Here is a 20,874-nt window from a genome sequence, read left to right on the forward strand (position 1 = left end):
TCTCTATCAGAGGTCACTTAAACAAAAGGTAACTTCATTTTCGAAGTTGCCTTTTTGTTTAGAAAAAAGGAGCTAGTAATGGATAAAAACTTGAAAAATGAACGAATAAATCTCTTTTTAAAGATAATAATGGCCTTACTATTTCTAACAGGAGCCATTACTTTTAGTTATCCTTTCGTCGTAGATGCTATTAATAACTATTATGATCAAAAAATTATTGAGAAAATTCATCGTGAAAATCAAGAGCAGCTAATGACTGAACGAGAAGAACGTCTATCAAAAATGAATCAACAAAATGAGAAACTTCGTACAAATCAGCAAACTACAAATATTCCTGGGATGGGATTAGTTCAAGACCCTTTTGAAGAATCACTTGGAAATACGCCTGATCCAGATCGGCAATATTTTGCAGATCATACTATTGGAGCGATTTATATTCCTAAAATTCATGTTAGTCTGCCTCTATTTGACGAAACCAATCAAGTGTTATTAGAAAAAGGCGCCACTGTTTTACAAGGAACATCTTTTCCAATCGGTGGAATAGATACCCATTCAGTGATTACGGGTCATAGTGGTTTGCCAAATAAATTATTATTTACAGATTTAGAAAAATTGAAAAAAGGGGATGTTCTATATATTGATGTTGCGGGAGAAAAATTAGCTTATCAAATAGAACAGTTTAAAACAGTTCTTCCCCATGAACTAGAAGATTTAAAAATTAAAGAAGGAAAAGATTTAGTAACATTAGTGACTTGTACACCGTACATGGTAAATACTCATCGCTTATTAGTAACCGCTCATCGTATCCCTTACGAGGAAGAAGTTATGGGAAAAGAGAAAGAGCAAACAGAACAATACCATTACAATCGTTTTCGATTATTTATGATGCTTATTCCAGTGTTTTTCTGTTCTGTTTTTTATTGGATGTGGCGCAAATTTGTTTATTACCAAAGTGGAAAATATCGATATGATTTTCAATTTATTTATCTTAAAAATGGCCAACCAGTAGAAGGACAACCATTTATTCTGTCAAAACGCAACAAACAAGTATCTATTGCTACCAGCGATCAGAATGGTTTAGTCTGCTTTTCACAAATTCGTGGAGGTTGCTACTGGGTAATGCCAGAAAATAGGAAATATCCAAAAATTAAAGGGTACGTATTTCGTCTGAAAGATAAACAATTTTTATTACGTAGTCGCTCTATTATTCGAAAAGAAAAGCATTCTAATGGCGTTCTTTATTGGGTAGAGAAAGGAAAATAGAAATGAAAAAATCAAGACGTCAATTATTTTCTCGTATCGCCGTCATCTGCCTGTTTTTAATTGGGGTATTGATTATGACCTATCCCTTTTATGTCAATGCGTTGAATAATTATTTAGACCAACAAAGGATGGCGCATTATTTAGCAAAAGAAAAAAATGTTGAGGCTGAACGACAAAGATTACAAGAAGAAAATGAACGTTTGAAAAAAGAAGGTCTCACACCAGGTGCTGATCCTTTCAGTGAAACTTCTTCTCAAAAAGCAAACGAACAATATTATCAAAAGCATTTTATTGGAAAAATTAATATTCCTAAATTGGCAGTGGAATTGTCTTTATTTGATACGACAACCCCACTATTGTTAGAAAAAGGAGCAACTGTATTAGATGGAACGAGTTATCCTTTGGGTGGCAATGGGACGCATGCTGTTATTTCTGCTCACAGAGGACTTCCAGAACGTGAACTATTTACGAATCTTCCTAAACTACAAAAAGGCGATATTTTTTTAATAGAAGTCTTGGATCAAACGTTAGCCTATAAGGTGAATGATATACAAGTAGTGGAACCAGATGAAACATCGTTATTAAAAATAGTTGACGATAAAGATTTAGTGACTTTAGTAACTTGTACACCCTATATGATTAATTCACACCGTTTGTTAGTTACTGGCGAGCGGACCGCTTATACCCCAGATATTCAAGAAAAACAAGAAGTAGGAAATCGTAAACGATATTGGGAACAACTAATTGTAGTGGTAGGAATTGGTAGTTTTATCATTTTTAGTATTTGGCTATTAGCATATCAAATCTATAAATTTAAATTGAGAAAAAGAAACATTGATTTGGTGTTAGTAATGCAAGGAAATGGAGCTGGTCTTTCACTGAAGTTATTTGATGCTAAGGAAAAAAAAGCTATGTTTAGAAACCATAAGCCGTATGAGCAACTTACAGATGAGCAAGGGAAAGTTGTGTTTAAAAATCTCCCTGGAGCTAAATATTCTATTAAATATCAAGATAAAATAATCGTAAAAATGGGCATAGCCAATAGAAAGGGGAAAGTAAAAGTGTTTCGAGTGAATCATAAGTTAGCTCGTATTATAGAAGAAAAAGAGGGAGAAATTTATGTTCGGATTCTCTAAGGATGTACTCTTAAAAAAAGAGATACTCTATTTTCTAGACAAACAAGAAGAATGTGTGTCAAGCAAAGACATATCAAATTATATCAAGTCATTGACAAGTCAAACCATTCGAAAATATTTAAAAGAAATTGCGGAAAGTATCTCGGAGCTTTATTTACCAGAACAAATGCAATTGAACATAGGAACACGATACGGTATTTATTTATTGCGAAGAGGCGCCAATTTTGACCGTTACTTTGAAGAACTCTATACACAAAATATTGTTTATAATGTATATCAACAAATTATTTTGCAGCGTTCTTTTTCTACATCTGATTTTTGTCAGAAGCATCAAGTTAGTTTATCAACGTTACGTCGTGTAATAAAAAAAATAAACCAAGCGCTAACTGATTATCAAGTTTATTTAAAAATTGGCAAAAAGGTTACAATTGTGGGTGATGAAAAACATATTCGCTTGCTCTTTTTTATGTTTCTTTATACCATTCATCAAAAATTATCTTCTATACGATGGATAGATTCAGATAAGTATATGAAACTAGGAAAGGAAATTTGTGAAGCGTTCTATATTTTTCCAGATTATGAGCATTTGGAAGTTTTTGGAATCTGGTTGTTCATCAATCATCATTCCGATAATTTGGGAAAAACGATTGAGATAGATGAGCGTGGAAATTTTGAGTCTATCGTCTTGCCAGATGCCGAGTTGAGCCCAGATACTTGGGAATTTGTATTGATTATCATGTATGCGTTAGATATATTTGAATTTGAGCCAGAATTAAGTTTTGAAAAAATTCATCAAAATTACTTTTCTGACATTACTCGAAACTGGCTACTTTTTTTTGAAAAAGATGTTCGGCATGTATTACCCGAAGAAAAAGAGAGTATCTATTTACAAATGTATAAATTATCGATACTTGAACAGATTATTCCAACTTTTGGTAACTTAAAAGATGTTTTTTCGGTATTTAATGAGTTGAAGGTACAAGAAATTTATCCGTACTTTGGGGTAGTTTTCGAAAAAAAATGGAAAAAGTTTGTCTCTCAATACCCATCGGTAGAACAAAACAAATGTAAATCAATTTTCTTAGGTTGGGCATTCCAACATACTTCAAAGGAAAAACTTTTTCCAATCGTTCATGTATACTTACAGTCCAGCCTGCCTAAAGTAGAAATCCAGTTAATGAAAAAGATTCTTGAATATAAATTATTAAATACCGCGCAAGTTATCTTTGTTTTAGAAGACCAAGCTGCCGATATTATCTTATCCACAGAACCTGATGAAGAAGGAATTTTAATTAATGCCAATCTATCTGAAAAAGATTTTTCCATAATCGAAGAAGAAATAAGAAATTGGATTCAAATCAGTAATCATTAAGTTGTGCTTCTTTAGTTTTAGTTGCTACTCAAAAAACATCAGTTTTTATTTCTGGAAAAACCTCATTTTGAAAAGAAAACGATTAAAAATGGCGCTAAATAGTTAAATAAAACTAATTTTATTTAAAAATTTTTCTAATTTATTATCAATTAGCGTATTTCATTGTATACTAAATTGAAACGAATAAAGGAGAGAAATTATGCAAAATAGACGTCTTCTTGGACATGAGCGTTCAGTGCTATTGGTTGTGCTACTAGCTTTCATCACATGCGGTATTTATTTTTTTGTATGGATGTATCAAATAACCAAAGAATTGACAGAATATACAGAAGATTATCGTTTGAACCCAGCGTTAGCTATTGTTTTTACATTATTGACATGTGGTTTATATACGTTTTATTGGTGGTATCGTATCAATAGTTTAATGATGACAGCACAATATGAAACGGGCTATCAAATATTAGCTGATAATAAATGGCTATTCTTACTATGTAATCTGGTTGGTTTCAGTATTATTAATATGGCTATTGTCCAATCTGATTTAAATCTTTTATGGGAACGTGGTGCTCTTGTAGAAGAACCTTCAATAGAAGAAGTGCCATTTGAGTCTAAAGATGATGAATGGACAGATTATTAATGTGTATCTTTAAGTGGATCACAGGCATACCTTGTCCAGGGTGTGGAATGACACGAGCGTATCTTCACTTTTTGTCAGGAAAGATTGAAGAAGCCTGCTACTATCATCCGTTATTTTGGTTGATTCCTATTATTTTTGGTATAGTAGTCTTTCAAAAAGTGCCATTTGTTTCGAAAATTTATCGTTCAAAATTATTTTGGAGTAGTACCCTTAGTTTAGTTCTAGGAGTATATATTTATCGAATGCTTCAATTTTTTCCGAATCAAGCACCGATGGATTTTGAAACTCAAGCATGGATTCCCAGATTATTCGCTACACTGTGGTAACCACTGACTACTATAACACGAGAAACTTGAACTAATGCCAAAGTTATGTTATATTCATAAAGGTAATGATAGTAGAGGTGAGTGAGGGCGATTTTTTCCCTCACTCTTTTTATGGAATGAAGCATATTTCATTCATTGAGATAAAGGAGGCGATAAATTTTGAGTACTGTGGTGGAAACTGTAACCGAGTTAGTAACCCCTGTTTTAGAGGAACAAAATTTTGAGTTAGTAGAAGTAGAATTTGTGAAAGAAGGCAAGAATTGGTTTCTTCGTGTCTTCATTGATAAAGAAGGTGGCATTGATATTGAAGAATGTGCCTTTGTCAGTGAGCATTTGAGTGAAAAGTTAGACAGTATTGATCCTGATCCTATCCCTCAAGCATACTTTTTAGAAGTTTCTTCTCCAGGAGCAGAACGCCCTTTGAAGAAAGAAGCAGATTATCAACGAGCGTTAGGTGAATACATTCATATTTCTCTTTATCAACCATTAGATGGAGAAAAACAATATGAAGGATTTTTACAATCGTATGATGATACTGAACTTGTTCTAAAAATTAGAATTAAAACAAGAGAAAAAGAAATTACTGTTGATCGCAAAAATATTGCGAAAGCTCGTCTAGCTATTCAATTTTAAACACGGAGGAATCAAAGACAATGAGTAAAGAAATGTTGAACGCATTAGATGCTTTAGAAGCTGAAAAAGGAGTTTCTAAAGAAATTGTTATTGAAGCATTGGAAGCAGCATTGATTTCTGCTTATAAACGTCATTACGGACAATCACAGAATGTAGAAGTGGAATTTGACCAAAAAAAGGGAAATATCCATGTCTATGCGGTCAAAGAAGTTTCTGAAGAAGTTATGGACTCGCAATTAGAGGTTTCTTTGAAAGAAGCTATCACAATCAACCCTGCTTACGAAATTGGTGACAAAATCCGTTTTGAAGTAACACCAAAAGATTTTGGACGGATTGCTGCCCAAACAGCAAAACAAGTTATCTTACAGCGTGTACGCGAAGCAGAACGTAATATCATATACACTGAATTTAGTGCGTATGAAAAAGATATTATGCAAGGTATTGTTGAACGTCAAGACAACCGCTATATTTACGTAAATCTTGGGAAAATTGAAGCAGTCTTATCAAAACAAGATCAAATGGTTAATGAATTTTATCAACCACATGATCGTATTAAAGTCTACGTTTCACGTGTTGAAAATACTTCAAAAGGCCCGCAAGTCTTTGTAAGTCGTAGTCATCCGGATTTATTACGCCGTTTATTTGAACAAGAAGTACCAGAAGTGTATGATGGTATTGTAGAGATTGTTAGTATTGCTCGTGAAGCAGGCGATCGTTCAAAAATTGCTGTTCGTTCACATGATGCAGATATTGATCCAGTAGGTACATGTGTAGGACCAAAAGGACAACGTGTACAGGCACTTGTTAACGAATTAAAAGGTGAAAACATGGATATTGTTGAATGGAATGAAGATCCAGCAGTGTTCATTGCAAATGCATTGAATCCAGCAGAAGTAAGCGATGTGATTTTTGATGCAGAAAATCCAAAAGCATGTACAGTTGTTGTACCTGATTACCAATTATCATTAGCCATTGGTAAACGTGGACAAAATGCACGCCTGGCTGCAAAATTAACAGGTTATAAAATTGATATTAAATCAGAGTCAGACATGCAAGATTTTTATGCACAATTAGACAATGAAGCAGTTGTGGAAGAAATTGATGAGATTGTTGATGAATCAGAAGCTATTTTAAATGATGACACAACATCAGTAGACGAATAATATCTGGAGGGATTCTAATGAAAAAAAGAAAAATTCCTTTGAGAAAATCAGTTGTATCAGGAGATATGTTTCCCAAAAAAGAATTGTTGCGAATCGCTCGTTCAAAAGAAGGCGAAGTTTCAATTGATCCAACGGGTAAAAAACCAGGTCGTGGTGCTTATATTGCTATTGAACCAAGTGAAGCTCAACTTGCATGGGATAAACGCATTTTAGACCGTGTATTAGAAGCAAAACTGACGGATGAATTTTATCAAGAGCTATTAGATTATGTGACACATCAAAAAGCGCGTCGAGAGTTATTTAATAATGAATAGACAAAAAGCGCTCAATATGTTAGGACTAGCAATGCGTGCTGGTAAACTGGTGACCGGTGAAGAAATGACGATTAAAGACATCAAATTGCAAAAAGCAAAACTTGTTTTAATCGCCAATGACGCTGGTAAGAATACACAGAAGAAAGTAAAGGACAAAAGTTCTTTTTATCAAGTTCCTTGTCTTGATCATTTCGACTCAAATGAACTGAGCCAAGCCATTGGAAAAGACCGAATGGTGGTTGGCATTCTAGATAGTGGATTTGCCAAGAGAATCGAGGAATTAATATTAGGTTAGGAAGGTGATTGCATGGGGAAAAAAAGAGTATACGAACTTGCAAAAGAAATTAACAAATCAAGTAAAGAGATTGTCGATAAAGCACAATCACTAGGCTTTGACGTGAAAAATCACATGGGAGTAATCTCAGATAGTGAGGAGAAAAAATTACGTCAAACATTAGGCGGAGGTGCAGCACGACCAAATAAACCAGCATCCCAAAAACCAGGAAACCAACAAAATAACGCACAAGGCGATAAGAAATTCCAATCGCAAAGAAATAATCCTAACTTCCAAAACCGTCAAAATCAAAGTGGGAATCAAAACCGTTCAAATAACCCAGGACAACGTAACAATAACCAAAACCAAAATCGTCCGAATCAAGGGCAAGTAAATCAAAACCGTCCAAATACAGGACAAGGACAAGCAACAAACCAAAATCGTCCAGCACAAGGACAAAATAACAATCAAAACCAAAATCGTTCAAACACTGCTCAAGGACAAACAAGTCAAAACCGTCCAAATGCAGGACAAGGACAAAACCAAAATCGTAACCGCAACAATAACTTCAACAATCGTAATAATTTTGGTGGAAATCAAAACCGTAATAAGTTTAACAAAAAAGGGAAAAAGGGAAAACAACATCCACAATCGAATAAACCTGCTGTACCAGCACGTAAATTCCGTGAGTTGCCAGAAGTTTTAGAATATACAGATGGCATGAATGTGGCAGATATCGCCAAAAAAATCTACCGTGAACCAGCAGAGATTATCAAAAAACTCTTTATGATGGGCGTTATGGTTAATCAAAACCAACCATTAGATAAAGATACCATTGAATTGTTGGCGACAGATTATGGAATTGACCCACAAGAAAAAGTTCAAGTGGATATTGCAGATATTGATAAATTCTTTGAACCAGAAGAATTAAAAGAGGAAAACCTTGTTTCTCGTCCGCCAGTTGTAACGATTATGGGACACGTTGACCATGGTAAAACAACGTTACTTGATACTTTACGTCATTCACGTGTTAGTGTAACAAGTGGAGAAGCGGGAGGAATTACGCAACATATTGGTGCGTATCAAATTGATATTGATGGTAAACCGATTACTTTCTTGGATACTCCAGGGCATGCGGCATTCACAAGTATGCGTGCACGTGGAGCGAGTATCACAGATATTACAATTTTAGTTGTGGCAGCAGATGATGGTGTAATGCCTCAAACAATTGAAGCAATTAACCATGCGAAAGCGGCTAATGTACCGATTATTGTAGCTGTCAATAAAGTCGATAAACCAGCAGCGAATCCGCAACATGTGATGCAAGAATTGAGTGAATATGAATTAATTCCTGAAGCGTGGGGTGGCGATACAATTTTTGTTGAAATTTCAGCGAAATTTGGACAAAATATTGAAGAATTATTAGAAATGATTTTATTAGTTGCTGAAGTGGAAGACTTACAAGCAGATCCAACACAACATGCAATTGGTACAGTTATTGAAGCACGTTTAGATAAAGGTAAAGGTCCTGTAGCAACATTGTTAGTCCAACAAGGTACGTTACATGTCGGTGATCCAATTGTTGTTGGTAATACGTATGGCCGTGTTCGTGTAATGACGAATGATTTGGGTCGTCGTGATAAAGCAGCTGGCCCAGCGACACCAGTCGAAATTACAGGTTTAAATGATGTTCCTCAAGCAGGTGATCGTTTTGTTGTCTTTGAAGATGAAAAAACAGCTCGTGCTGCTGGTGAAGAACGTGCGAAACGTGCTTTAATGGAACAACGTGCATCAAGCTCTCGTGTAACATTAGACAACTTATTTGAAAGCTTAAAAGAAGGCGAATTAAAAGATGTTAATGTTATCATTAAAGCGGATGTACAAGGTTCTGCCGAAGCTTTATCTGCTTCATTGAAGAAAATTGATGTAGAAGGCGTTCGTGTAAACATCGTCCATTCAGCAGTTGGTGCAGTGAACGAAAGTGATGTTACTTTAGCCGCTGCAAGTAATGCGATTATTATTGGTTTTAATGTACGTCCAACACCGCAAGCAAAACAACAAGCTGATGCTGAATCTGTAGACATTCGTTTACATCGCATTATTTATAAAGCAATTGAAGAAATTGAAACTGCGATGAAAGGGATGCTTGATCCTGAATTCGAAGAAAAAATTACGGGACAAATGGTTGTTCGTGAAACATATAAAGTTTCTAAAGTTGGAACAATTGCTGGTTGTTACGTAACAGAAGGCTTTATCCGTCGTGATAGCGGCGTTCGTGTGATTCGTGATAATATCGTTATCTATGAAGGCGAATTGGCTAGCTTGAAACGTTTTAAAGATGATGCTAAAGAAGTGAAATTAGGCTTTGAATGTGGTGCGATGATCGATAAATTTAATGACATCAAAGTAGATGACGTAATCGAGGGATTCGTTATGGAAGAAATTAAAGCAAAATAATTAATTACGCTAGAAAATAGGAGGTCTCCAAATGGCCAATTATCGTGATCGTAGAGTTGCTCAAGAAATTTTGAAAGAAGTTAATCAAATTTTGAGAAGAAAAGTTCGTGATCCACGCGTCCAAGATGTCACTATTACAGACGTTCATGTGACCGGAGATTTACAACAAGCAACGATTTATTACAGTATTTTATCTGACTTAGCTTCAGATAAACAAAAAGCGCAAAGTGGCTTAGAAAAAGCAACAGGTTTAATTCGTCGTGAATTAGGTCATGAATTGTCACTTTATAAAACACCTGAATTAATCTTTGAGTTAGATGAATCTGTCGTTTATGGAAATAAAATTGACGAAATGATTCGTAATTTAAACAAAGACTAGTCGAGATGGAAACGAGACAGCATTGTTTCGTTTCCGTTTTTTGTTTTAGGAATTGTCCAATACGCAAGTGAAGAACGATATGTTATAATAATTGAGGTTAAAAAATAAATTGAGGTGTATCCATGAACGGCATTTTACCCCTATGGAAAGAACGCGGCATGACAAGTCATGACTGTGTATTTAAATTAAGAAAAATTTTACATACAAAAAAAGTAGGACATGGTGGGACTTTGGATCCAGATGTAGATGGGGTCTTGCCAATTTGTATTGGTAAAGGAACCAAGGTTATTGAATTTCTCAGTGATTCAGGAAAAGTTTATGAAGGGGAAATTACACTTGGCTATAGTACGACTACAGAAGACGTTTCTGGTGAAATTGTTGAAAAGCAGGCGATTGATACGCCTTTTTCTACTGAACAAATTGATCAGGCGATGCAACAGTTGACAGGAGAAATCACGCAAATTCCGCCGATGTATTCAGCAGTCAAAGTCAATGGAAAACGACTATATGAATATGCAAGAAATGGGGAGACGGTTGAACGTCCGCAGCGTAAAGCACAAATTGATGTGTTTGAACGGACGACAGAACCCGTCTGGAGTGACGAAACAAAAACGCAATCGTGGCGTTTTCGTGTAGTTTGCGGCAAAGGCACATACGTCCGCACGCTAGCAGTCGATACTGGTAAAGCATTAGGAATTCCTGCCCATATGTCTGATTTGACTCGTATTGCTAGTGGTGGTTTTACCAAAGAGCAATCAGTGACATTAGCTCAAGTAGCACAAGCTATGGAAGATGAATTGATTGCACAGCTTTTATTGCCAATTGAATTTGGTGTGAAGGATTTCCTACGAGTTGATATTACAGAAGACTTATGGAAAAAGGTCAAAAATGGGATGCGTTTGCCTTATCAGGAATTCGGATTTCCACAAATGCCTAAAGAAACTTTTGCGGTATTTTATCAAGATAAAGTTGTTTGTCTATATCAACCGCATGAAAAACAACAAGGAATTGTGAAACCATTAAAAGTATTACAAACAGAGTGAGGAGCAAAAGTAGAATGAAAGTAATTGAAATTCGTCATCCTTATGAACAAGCGATGATTCCAGATGATGACGTCGTTTTAGTAATGGGCTTTTTTGACGGTGTTCATCGAGGTCATCAAAAAGTTATTCAAGAAGGAAAAAAAATTGCCGATGAAAAAGGGCTGAAGTTAGCGGTTATGACCTTTAATCAGCACCCATCGATTGTTTTTCAAAAAGTACAACCAGAATTAATGCGTTATCTAACAAGCTTGGAACAAAAGAAACGTTTGATGGAAGAACAAGAAGTTGACTATTTATATATTGTTGAATTTACTTCAGCGTTTGCTAATTTAAAACCGCAAGATTTTGTTGATCAATACATGGTAGACTTACATGCAGCTTTTGTTGTTGCTGGTTTTGATTATACCTATGGACCAAAAGATATTGCTAACATGTCCTGTCTTGCAGATTATGCTAAAGATCGGTTTGGAATTCTAACAGTTCCCAAAGAAAGCTTAGAAGAACGTAAAATTAGTTCAACACGTATTCGTGAAGATTTAGATGCTGGCCGAATGGAAGAAGTAACAGAACTATTAGGCTATATTTATGAAATTGACGGAACTGTTGTTCATGGTGATGCACGTGGACGTACATTAGGTTTTCCTACAGCGAATATCAAAACTAAAAGTACAACTCGTTTACCTAAAGAAGGCGTTTATGTAACCGAATTGAAGGTTGGCGATAAGTGGTACCCATCAATGGGGTCAATTGGTCATAACGATACTTTTGAAAAAGGTCGACAATTAACAGTTGAAGTGTACATTTTAGATTTTAAAGAAGATATTTATGGAGAACAAGTTACTGTGCGTTGGAATCATTTCTTACGAGATCAGGTTGCTTTTGATGGAGCTGAAAGCTTAATTAAACAGTTGAAACAAGATGAATACGATACGAAGATGTATTTTGACTTAAACTAACACAAAGGATTGGTTGCTATTCAATAGCGAATCAATCCTTTTTTTGCTGTTTTTTTAGACTAAGTCCCCATGTTAATTGACAAAGAAAAATAAATAGAAAGAGGACAAAAATAATCGTGAAAGCAATTAATCGAAGTTCAAGCATTTGGATTGTATCAGAGGCTGCTGGTTTGCGGAAAAAAGTATAAGTGATTGTAAGAATAAATATAAGTGACCATAAAATATTTGTACCCAACCAAAGTGTTTTCATTGACACGCACCTCCTATAGTTACAATTATCATAACAAAAAATAAGTTTTAATAATATATAAAATATAGAAAATTCAGAAAATACGCTGTTAGTTTTACCATTTGCTTATTTTCGCCAAATTAAATGGTGAAATTGGAGGCGAACAAATGAATAATTGGATGAATAGTGAAAAAAGAACTGGTTAGTTTTATTGAAATATCATATAAGCATCGTTAAAGGTGCAGATTGATTAATTGAGTGGGGCACACAGGCGGATATATCTATGTAAAAAACATCCAAACGTTGGCGAAAAGGAACTCGTTTCAGTAAATCTGTGTGAAAATTTATTGAAGTATAAGTATTTCTCCCATTTGGATGTTTTTTTGTTAAACAGTTTTATTTATAGAATAATTCTGTAAAGTAAGGCTGATTTTCTTCGTTAAATGCTACGCCAATACCGAGATTTTCAAATCCGTTGTTCAAGATATTTTTACGGTGTCCTTCTGAATTTAATAATCCTTGATGAGCAAAAATGCTACTTGCTTGACCATACGCAAGGTTTTCACCTGCTAGTGTATAAGAGATTTGGTCATCGTTCATTCGATCGAAAGGGGATTTTCCTTGTAAATTAATATGGTCAAAATAATTATTTTCAGCCATATCTTTACTATGCTTACGTCCAGTCTCTTTCGCTTGGTCAGACCAATTCAAAACTGATAAGCCACGTTTCACACGAGAAGCGTTCGTCAATTCAAATAATTGTATTTCGAAACCTATTTGAAGATTGGTCGTTTGAGTTGCATAAAGATAGTTTTTATTTAGTTCTGCTTGTTTTTCGATAATCTGAACAGCAGTTAACTTCTCGCCATCATGTAAATCATAAAAGAAAGTAACGAAATTATTATCTATTTGATAAACATCATATTCACCTTCGCTATTGATGAGATAATTGTAAAGTCCTTTGCGAATTGCTCCTTCTGGTTCGCCAAGAATGTCTCGAATATTTTGTTTGGTTGTCCCTATCTGAATATTGAGAGTTGAAGCAAGTAACTCTTGATTCGTAAATAAACCACGAGCAATATTATCTTGATCGTATGCAACCATCATAAAATTTTGATAATTTTGATGATAGCTTGCCCATTGTGTGCCATATTCATTTTGTGTCTGGTTAATTGCAGTTCCATAGACTGTTTCGATGTCTTGTTTGCTAGCGCCAATTTCAATGTTTCCGACTGAAAAAGTTTGAGATTCTGGCTGATTCATTTCTAAAGTTGCGGGTGTCGACTCTTCATGGGTAATCAATTGAGAGACTGATTCGTGAACAAGCTGTGTTCCTTTAACAAATAAATCTAACCAAAAAGCACGTGTGAAAAACAATAATACGAGTACACAGAAAAAATAAAAAGTTCGTTTTAAGATAAAAAACACCTCCTAATAAGTCTACTATACTGGATAATTAAGCAATTCAATAAACTAGGAGTTTGAGAACTGCTTTTTCTTAATTATTTTTTATAGTATAAATAAAAAACTATCTGAGAATGAACTGAAAGTCCACTCAGATAGTCTTATTTATAGTTTTTCAATGATAGGTAAAATCTCACTTAGGGAAGTTACTTCATAAGTAGGTTTTACAGTATCTGGTATATGTTGGTGATGATTAATCCAAATATTAGGGATGTTTTGGCGATTTGAACCTAAAATATCAGTCATTAAATTGTCACCAACCATAATTGCTTGGTTCGGCAAGGTATTGTTTTTTTCAAGTGCAAATTCAAAAATTTTTGGATCAGGTTTACCAACACCAACTTCACCGGAAATAATAATATGTGTAAAATAAGGTGCAATTTCTGGTGTAATTGCTAATTTTGTTCGTTGTAATGAGGGTGAACCATTTGTTACTAGTACAAGTTGATAATTGTCTTTTAATTGGTCTAATACTGTAAAAGTGTCTGAATAGACGAAAGGATGTTTTTTGCGTTCCAGAATAAATTGTTGGGCTAATTTTTTTCCTAACGCTAAATCCTCAATGCCACAAGCTTTTAAACCGTTTGTCCAAGCATCGACTTGATATTGTTTGATTAATTGGTGCATTTGTTGAAACTCTTCGCCAGGATCATCGAATGTTCCCCATAACCCTTCGAAAGGATTGATGCCAATCATTTGAGTAAAAGAATAAGTTGGATAACCTTGATACAATTTTGTTGCTGCTTGCCTAACGGCGTTTTCCAATAGTTCAGAATCAAGAGTGGTAACTGTTTTGCAAGTTTCTTGAAATGCAGTTTTAATGCTGTGTTTGTCCCACAATAATGTATCATCTAAATCAAAAAAAATAGTCGAAATCATCTGGTTTCTCCTTTGTAGAGCTATAATTAGCTACATTTTAGCAAAATTTAATCGAAAAAGAAATCATTTTTTAATTGATTACTTAGGTAATAAAAATTTTTCGAAAACTTCATTTCCAATGAAAAGACCTTGTTGTGTTAATTGGATGCGGTCATCATTAACGATTAACCATTTTTTTTCAATTAATTCTGGCAAAATTTTACCATAGACATCCATAAAGGAAACTTCAAATTTTTCGGCAAAACGCTTTTGAGAGATGCCTTCTAATTTTCGTAATCCCAAAAACATCTCTTCTTCGATTTGATTTTTTTTAGTCAACTGTTCGGTCTCAACGATTGGTAGCAGGCTATCGCGCAGAGGACGCAAATAATGCTGGATCGGTCCAAAATTTTTATAGCGTTCATTACCTAAATAACCACTGGCGCCGGCACCAAAACCATAGTAGTTTTCATTATTCCAATAAACAAGGTTATGCTGTGATTCTTTTCCTGCAGTAGCAAAATTGCTGACTTCATATTGATGGTGCCCAGATTTTTCCATAGCTTCGATTGCTTCTTCAAACATTTGACTTTCGACTTCTTGTGAAGGTAATTCTAATCGACCTTGTCGTACCCAGTTCATAAATTGAGTTTTATTTTCTAAAATCAATGAGTACATTGAATAGTGTGGCAAGCCCAATTCGATTGCTCGATGCAGGGTATCACGAAAATCTTCTAGCGTTTGTCCTGGTAACGCATAGATTAAATCAATACTAACATTATCAAATTGGTTTTTTTCAAGAACTCGAATTGTTTCATAAACATCTTCAGCAGTGTGTTTACGACCAATTTTTTTTAATAAACGATTATTAAAGGTTTGGACACCCATCGATAAACGATTAACGCCATGATGCTTCATTACATGTAACTTTTCTTCCGTTAAATCACCAGGATTTGCCTCCACTGTAAACTCTGTTGTGGTATTAGTGGGTAGCAAATGGTGAATGCCGGTCAATAAGACATCCAATTGTTTTGCAGATAAAGAAGTTGGGGTGCCTCCCCCGATGTAAATTGTTTCCGAGTAATCAGTAGGATGGATTTGTAGCGTAAGTTCAATCTCTTTTAAAAGTAACTGGATATATTCGTCGACAGGTTGTCCTTCTAAAAAGACTTTATTAAAATCGCAGTAATAACAAATGTGTTCGCAAAAGGGAATGTGGATATATGTCGAGGTATTTTTAACTCGAGGTGTTTCTTCAAACATAAATGTGTTTCCTCCATTATCACAAATTCTGTGATCCATTGTATTCGAAAAATAGTGTACCATACTTTATAGAAGAGGCGATATATAGAAGTCTTTGATTTAATTAAAAAGCGATTAGCACTCGCGTGATTCGAGTGCTAATTATTGAGAGTTTCTTCTTGACTTCTATTTTAAATATGATATATTTATACATGTAGTTAGCACTTGATATGCAAGAGTGCTAATTAAGAGGTGATAAATTTGTTAACAGAAAGACAAGAAAACATCTTGCGTCTGATCATCCAAAATTATACAAATTTAGGCCAGCCAGTTGGCTCGAAAAAATTAATGGAGGATGGCATTGAAGCAAGTTCAGCAACGATTCGTAATGAGATGAAAATGCTTGAAGATTATGGACTGCTTGCGAAAACACATTCTTCTTCAGGTCGAGTGCCATCAATGACTGGTTATCGATATTATGTCGATCACCTACTAACACCTTCAAAAGTAGATAACGAAGATGTTGTACTGATTAGGCAGTCTTTTGGTAAAGAATTTCATGAGATTAATGAAATTATTCAACAGTCTGCGAATATTTTATCTACTTTGACAAGTTATACTGCATTGTCGCTAGGACCAGATGTCAAAGATCGGAAATTAACTGGTTTTCGAATTGTTCCTTTAAACAATCGCCAAATCATTGCAGTAATTGTCACAGATAAAGGAAATGTGGAAAGTCAGATATTTTCAATTCCTAAAAACTTAAGTAGTGATGACCTTGAAAAAATGGTTCGTATCATTAATGATAAATTGATTGGGCAACCGCTCATGAACGTCTATCATCGTTTGCGGACCGAAATTCCGATGATTCTGCACAAATACTTTCAAACGACTGACGGTGTTCTGGATTTATTTGACGGCATGTTAAATCATATTTTTGAAGAGAAGGTTTTTGTCGGAGGAAGAATGAATTTATTGAATTTCGAACATACCCAAGACGTGGAACAATTTAAGTCGATGTATTCATTTATGAAGGATTCAGAAAACTTAAATCAATTGTTAGCACCACGTGATGGCGCCATTCAAATTCGAATTGGTTCTGAACTTGGAGATAACCTATTGAATAATATGAGTATGATTCAAGCAAGTTATGACATTGAAGGACACGGGAAAGGAACCATCGCTTTGTTAGGGCCTACAAGTATGCCTTATTCGAAAATGTTTGGTTTAGTCGATGTATTTCGACAAGAATTAGCTTTAACGTTGGCTAATTATTATCGATCATTAGATTCTGATAATTAGCTAGTTAATCAATAGCATGATTTCAACATAGAAGGGAAGTTAGTCCATTGTCAGAAAAAGAACAAGCTTCTGAAGAATTAAAGGAAGCTAATGAAGTAGAAGAATCGACAGTAGACGAATCTACAGAAGAAACAGAAGTTGTTTCTGAAGTCGATGAACTGAAAAAACAACTAGAAGAGACAGAAGACAAATTCTTACGTGCGCGTGCTGAAATTGCAAATATTACAAATCGTAATCGCAATGAAAGAGAATTATTGCAAAAATATCGTTCGCAAGATTTAGGTAAGAAATTATTGCCTGCCATTGACAATTTAGAGCGTGCAATAGGGTCTGAAGTGACTGATGAACAAAGTATCAGTTTGAAAAAAGGCGTGGAGATGGTATTAGATAGTTTACGTCAAGCTTTAAAAGAAGAAGGAATTGAAGAAATTCTAGCTGCTGGAGTAGCTTTTGATCCAAATCTACATCAAGCTGTGCAAACCGTACCTGCATCTGACGAATATCCGTCAGATACGATTGTGGAAGTCTTACAAAAAGGCTATAAATTACATGATCGTGTTTTACGTGCAAGCATGGTTGTTGTCGCACAATAATAAAATTTGATAATTTAATTGAAACGAATACACACAAAGGAGATCTTTAATATGAGCAAAATTATTGGTATTGACTTAGGTACAACAAACTCAGCTGTTTCTGTATTAGAAGGCGGCGAAGCAAAAATTATTACAAACCCAGAAGGAAATCGTACAACACCATCTGTTGTTTCTTTCAAAAATGGTGAAATTCAAGTTGGTGAAGTAGCAAAACGTCAAGCAGTGACTAATCCTAACACAATTTCATCAATTAAACGCCATATTGGTGAAGCTGGTTATAAAGTAGAAGTAGAAGGTAAAACTTATACACCACAAGAAATCTCAGCAATGATTTTACAATACATCAAAGGCTTTGCTGAAGATTATTTAGGTGAAAAAGTTGAAAAAGCAGTTATTACTGTACCTGCATACTTTAATGATTCACAACGTCAAGCAACAAAAGATGCTGGTAAAATTGCTGGTTTAGAAGTTGAACGTATTGTTAACGAACCAACTGCAGCAGCATTGGCTTATGGTTTAGACAAAACTGATCGTGATGAAAAAGTTTTAGTATTTGACCTTGGTGGTGGTACATTTGACGTGTCTATCCTTGAATTAGGTGATGGGGTCTTTGACGTATTGTCAACAGCTGGGGATAACAACCTTGGTGGAGATGACTTTGACAATAAAATTATCGATTACATGGTAGAAGAATTCAAAAAAGAAAATGGTATTGATTTAAGTAAAGATAAAATGGCTGTTCAACGTTTGAAAGATGCAGCTGAAAAAGCGAAAAAAGATTTATCTGGTGTAACAAGCACACAAATTAGCTTACCATTTATCACAGCTGGTGAGGCTGGCCCATTACATTTAGAGTTAACATTAACACGTGCAAAATTTGATGAATTAACTGCTGATTTAGTAGAACGTACAAAAATTCCTGTACGCCAAGCATTAAAAGACGCTGGTATTTCTCAATCTGAAATTGATGAGGTTATCCTAGTTGGTGGTTCTACTCGTATTCCTGCAGTTGTAGAAGCTGTACGTAAAGAAACTGGAAAAGAACCTAACAAATCAGTAAACCCTGATGAAGTAGTTGCAATGGGAGCTGCCATTCAAGGTGGTGTTATTACTGGTGATGTTAAAGATGTCGTATTACTTGACGTAACACCACTTTCATTAGGTATTGAAACAATGGGTGGCGTATTTACAAAATTAATTGATCGTAATACAACAATTCCAACAAGTAAATCTCAAGTATTCTCAACAGCAGCAGATAATCAACCAGCCGTAGACATCCATGTATTACAAGGTGAACGACCAATGTCTGCAGATAATAAAACACTTGGAAGATTCCAATTAACTGATATTCCACCAGCACCACGTGGAATTCCTCAAATCGAAGTTACATTTGATATCGACAAAAACGGTATTGTAAATGTTTCTGCAAAAGATTTAGGTACTCAAAAAGAACAAACTATTACAATTAAATCTTCTTCAGGTTTATCAGATGATGAAATTGAACGTATGGTTAAAGATGCTGAAGCAAACGCCGAAGCAGATAAAGCTCGTAAAGAAGAAGTAGATTTACGTAATGATGTAGATGCTTTGTTATTCACTGTTGACAAGACTTTGAAAGAGTTAGAAGGTAAAGTTGATGCTGATGAAGTGAAAAAAGCTGAAGATGCACGTGATGAATTAAAAGCCGCTGTTGAAGCAAACAATATTGAAGAAATGAAAACAAAACGTGATGCGTTGAATGAAATCGTACAAAACTTAACAGTTAAATTGTACGAACAAGCCGCTCAACAACAAGCACAACAAGATCCTAATGCTGCTCAAGGTGGCGCAGATGATGTGGTTGATGCCGATTTTGAAGAAGTAGATAACGACTAAGCTCGTTACTTGTGAAAAGCCAAAGTCATCCGCTTTGGCTTTTTCTTCTGGATTGAAGAGATGAAAATAAACATTTTTTCAAAGGATTTTTTCAAAAGGATGTTCCTTCTTTCGGTTTTATGATAAAATACGAAAGACTGTTAAAAGCAAGAAAACGGAGGGAAGCCAATGGCAACAAAACGTGATTATTACGAAGTCTTAGGTTTACAAAAAGGGGCTTCGGATGACGAAATTAAAAAAGCGTATCGTAAGCTTTCCAAAAAATACCATCCAGATATTAACAAAGAAGCAGATGCTGAAACGAAATTTAAAGAAGTTTCAGAAGCCTATGAAATCTTAAGTGACCCACAAAAACGTGCAGCTTATGATCAATATGGACATGCCGGTACAGATCCAAACTATGGTGGCGGAGCTGGTGGTTTCGGTGGATTTAACGGTGGCTTCTCAAGTGCTGGAGGATTTGGCGGTTTTGAAGATATTTTTGAATCATTCTTTGGTGGAGGCGGGCGTACGGTAAACCCTAATGCTCCTCGACAAGGAGAAGATTTACAATACTCAGTTAATTTAACATTTGAAGAAGCAATCTTCGGTGTAGAAAAAGATATTCAATACAAACGCGATGAAACATGTCATACGTGTGGTGGGAATGGTGCTAAACCAGGAACACAACCTGAAACGTGTCATAAATGTCATGGCTCAGGTACGGTTAATGTGGAACGTCAAACGCCACTAGGTCGTGTTATGAGTCGTCAAACATGTGATGTTTGTCATGGTACTGGTAAAGAAATTAAGGATGTTTGTGAGACTTGTCATGGTACTGGTCATGAAAAGAAAACGCACAGTGTTAAAGTGAATGTTCCTGCGGGAGTAGAAAACGGTCAACAAATGCGTTTAGCTGGTCAAGGTGAAGCTGGTACAAATGGTGGTCCTTACGGTGATTTATATGTTGTTTTCTATGTAGAAGAAAGTGATATTTTTGATCGTGATGGTGCGGAAATTTATTATGAATTACCATTAAACTTTGTTCAAGCTGCCTTAGGTGACGAGGTTAATGTTCCAACGGTTCATGGTGAGGTTAAATTAAAAATTCCTGCTGGAACACAAACAGGAACTAAATTCCGGTTACGCGGTAAAGGTGCGCCACGACTACGTGGTAATGGTAATGGTGATCAACAAGTTACAGTTAAATTGATTACACCGAGAAACTTAAATGAAAATCAAAAAGAAGCATTACGCCAATTTGCAGAAGTTAGTGGTCAAAAAACTACGGAGCAACAACCAGAAGGTTTTTTCGATAAAATGAAAGATGCATTTGGAAAGAAAAAATAAAACGCTGAAAGTAGTAGAAAGTCTATTTG

Annotated in this window: 21 protein-coding genes; 17 read left to right on the forward strand and 4 right to left on the reverse strand. The window is 35.2% G+C overall.

Going from position 1 to position 20,874, the window contains the following annotated elements; all coding sequences use genetic code 11:
- Positions 1-78: 78 nt before the first annotated feature.
- The 13 genes from AC4BC5_RS13175 to ribF all read left to right on the forward strand — a co-directional run bounded on the left by AC4BC5_RS13175 (position 79) and on the right by ribF (position 11,953).
- Positions 79-1,263, forward strand: coding sequence for a class C sortase (locus AC4BC5_RS13175; protein ID WP_490495816.1), 1,185 nt, complete (start codon positions 79-81; stop codon positions 1,261-1,263).
- 2 nt (positions 1,264-1,265) lie between these two features.
- Positions 1,266-2,399 (forward strand): class C sortase, encoded by a 1,134-nt coding sequence (locus tag AC4BC5_RS13180; protein WP_490495817.1) that lies wholly within the window; start codon positions 1,266-1,268, stop codon positions 2,397-2,399.
- Positions 2,383-3,771 (forward strand): helix-turn-helix domain-containing protein, encoded by a 1,389-nt coding sequence (locus AC4BC5_RS13185; protein ID WP_490495818.1) that lies wholly within the window; start codon positions 2,383-2,385, stop codon positions 3,769-3,771. The genes AC4BC5_RS13180 and AC4BC5_RS13185 overlap by 17 nt, the downstream gene beginning before the upstream one ends.
- 199 nt (positions 3,772-3,970) lie before the next feature.
- Positions 3,971-4,408: a DUF4234 domain-containing protein gene (locus tag AC4BC5_RS13190; RefSeq protein WP_490495819.1), complete on the forward strand. Its 438-nt coding sequence runs from the start codon at positions 3,971-3,973 to the stop codon at positions 4,406-4,408.
- Positions 4,408-4,734, forward strand: a complete 327-nt coding sequence (locus AC4BC5_RS13195) for a DUF2752 domain-containing protein (protein WP_490495820.1) — start codon at positions 4,408-4,410, stop codon at positions 4,732-4,734. Before AC4BC5_RS13190 ends, AC4BC5_RS13195 begins: the two co-directional genes overlap by 1 nt.
- Positions 4,735-4,893: 159 nt before the next feature.
- Entirely contained in the window at positions 4,894-5,367 is a 474-nt protein-coding gene (rimP, locus tag AC4BC5_RS13200; protein ID WP_490495821.1) for a ribosome maturation factor RimP, read from the forward strand.
- Between the two features lie 20 nt (positions 5,368-5,387).
- Positions 5,388-6,530 carry a transcription termination factor NusA gene (gene nusA, locus AC4BC5_RS13205; protein WP_490495822.1) on the forward strand — a complete coding sequence of 381 codons (1,143 nt, stop codon included), beginning with the start codon at positions 5,388-5,390 and terminating at the stop codon, positions 6,528-6,530.
- A 17-nt stretch (positions 6,531-6,547) separates the two neighbouring features.
- Positions 6,548-6,844, forward strand: coding sequence for an RNase P modulator RnpM (gene rnpM, locus AC4BC5_RS13210; RefSeq protein ID WP_490495823.1), 297 nt, complete (start codon positions 6,548-6,550; stop codon positions 6,842-6,844).
- Positions 6,837-7,139 carry a YlxQ-related RNA-binding protein gene (locus AC4BC5_RS13215; RefSeq protein WP_490495824.1) on the forward strand — a complete coding sequence of 101 codons (303 nt, stop codon included), beginning with the start codon at positions 6,837-6,839 and terminating at the stop codon, positions 7,137-7,139. The genes rnpM and AC4BC5_RS13215 overlap by 8 nt, the downstream gene beginning before the upstream one ends.
- 12 nt (positions 7,140-7,151) lie before the next feature.
- Positions 7,152-9,575, forward strand: a complete 2,424-nt coding sequence (gene infB, locus AC4BC5_RS13220) for a translation initiation factor IF-2 (protein WP_490495825.1) — start codon at positions 7,152-7,154, stop codon at positions 9,573-9,575.
- Positions 9,576-9,606: 31 nt separating this feature from the next.
- Positions 9,607-9,954, forward strand: a complete 348-nt coding sequence (rbfA, locus tag AC4BC5_RS13225; protein WP_207940253.1) for a 30S ribosome-binding factor RbfA — start codon at positions 9,607-9,609, stop codon at positions 9,952-9,954.
- Between the two features lie 122 nt (positions 9,955-10,076).
- Entirely contained in the window at positions 10,077-10,997 is a 921-nt protein-coding gene (gene truB, locus AC4BC5_RS13230) for a tRNA pseudouridine(55) synthase TruB (RefSeq protein WP_490495826.1), read from the forward strand.
- 14 nt (positions 10,998-11,011) lie between these two features.
- A complete protein-coding gene (ribF, locus tag AC4BC5_RS13235) occupies positions 11,012-11,953 on the forward strand; it encodes a riboflavin biosynthesis protein RibF (protein ID WP_490495827.1) in 942 nt (313 codons plus the stop codon).
- 31 nt (positions 11,954-11,984) lie between these two features.
- On the opposite strand, the gene AC4BC5_RS13240 is transcribed toward ribF, so the two are convergent.
- The 4 genes from AC4BC5_RS13240 to hemW form a co-directional block, all read right to left on the reverse strand.
- Positions 11,985-12,203: a DUF3923 family protein gene (locus tag AC4BC5_RS13240; RefSeq protein ID WP_490495828.1), complete on the reverse strand. Its 219-nt coding sequence runs from the start codon at positions 12,201-12,203 to the stop codon at positions 11,985-11,987.
- 375 nt (positions 12,204-12,578) lie between these two features.
- A complete protein-coding gene (locus AC4BC5_RS13245) occupies positions 12,579-13,610 on the reverse strand; it encodes a CAP domain-containing protein (protein ID WP_490495829.1) in 1,032 nt (343 codons plus the stop codon).
- A gap of 141 nt (positions 13,611-13,751) precedes the next feature.
- Positions 13,752-14,525: an HAD family hydrolase gene (locus AC4BC5_RS13250; protein ID WP_490495830.1), complete on the reverse strand. Its 774-nt coding sequence runs from the start codon at positions 14,523-14,525 to the stop codon at positions 13,752-13,754.
- A gap of 78 nt (positions 14,526-14,603) precedes the next feature.
- Entirely contained in the window at positions 14,604-15,767 is a 1,164-nt protein-coding gene (gene hemW, locus AC4BC5_RS13255; RefSeq protein ID WP_490495831.1) for a radical SAM family heme chaperone HemW, read from the reverse strand.
- Between the two features lie 240 nt (positions 15,768-16,007).
- On the opposite strand from hemW, the gene hrcA reads away from it, so the two are divergent.
- The 4 genes from hrcA to dnaJ all read left to right on the forward strand — a co-directional run bounded on the left by hrcA (position 16,008) and on the right by dnaJ (position 20,845).
- The gene (hrcA, locus tag AC4BC5_RS13260) at positions 16,008-17,048 is read left to right on the forward strand and encodes a heat-inducible transcriptional repressor HrcA (protein WP_490495832.1); all 1,041 of its coding nucleotides are present in this window, start codon (positions 16,008-16,010) and stop codon (positions 17,046-17,048) included.
- A gap of 47 nt (positions 17,049-17,095) precedes the next feature.
- The gene (grpE, locus tag AC4BC5_RS13265) at positions 17,096-17,641 is read left to right on the forward strand and encodes a nucleotide exchange factor GrpE (protein WP_490495833.1); all 546 of its coding nucleotides are present in this window, start codon (positions 17,096-17,098) and stop codon (positions 17,639-17,641) included.
- A gap of 51 nt (positions 17,642-17,692) precedes the next feature.
- Entirely contained in the window at positions 17,693-19,516 is a 1,824-nt protein-coding gene (gene dnaK, locus AC4BC5_RS13270; protein ID WP_490495834.1) for a molecular chaperone DnaK, read from the forward strand.
- 168 nt (positions 19,517-19,684) lie between these two features.
- Positions 19,685-20,845 (forward strand): molecular chaperone DnaJ, encoded by a 1,161-nt coding sequence (dnaJ, locus tag AC4BC5_RS13275; RefSeq protein ID WP_490495835.1) that lies wholly within the window; start codon positions 19,685-19,687, stop codon positions 20,843-20,845.
- The last annotated feature ends 29 nt before the right edge of the window (positions 20,846-20,874 follow it).

This window comes from Enterococcus sp. AMC2644 (assembly GCF_058216475.1).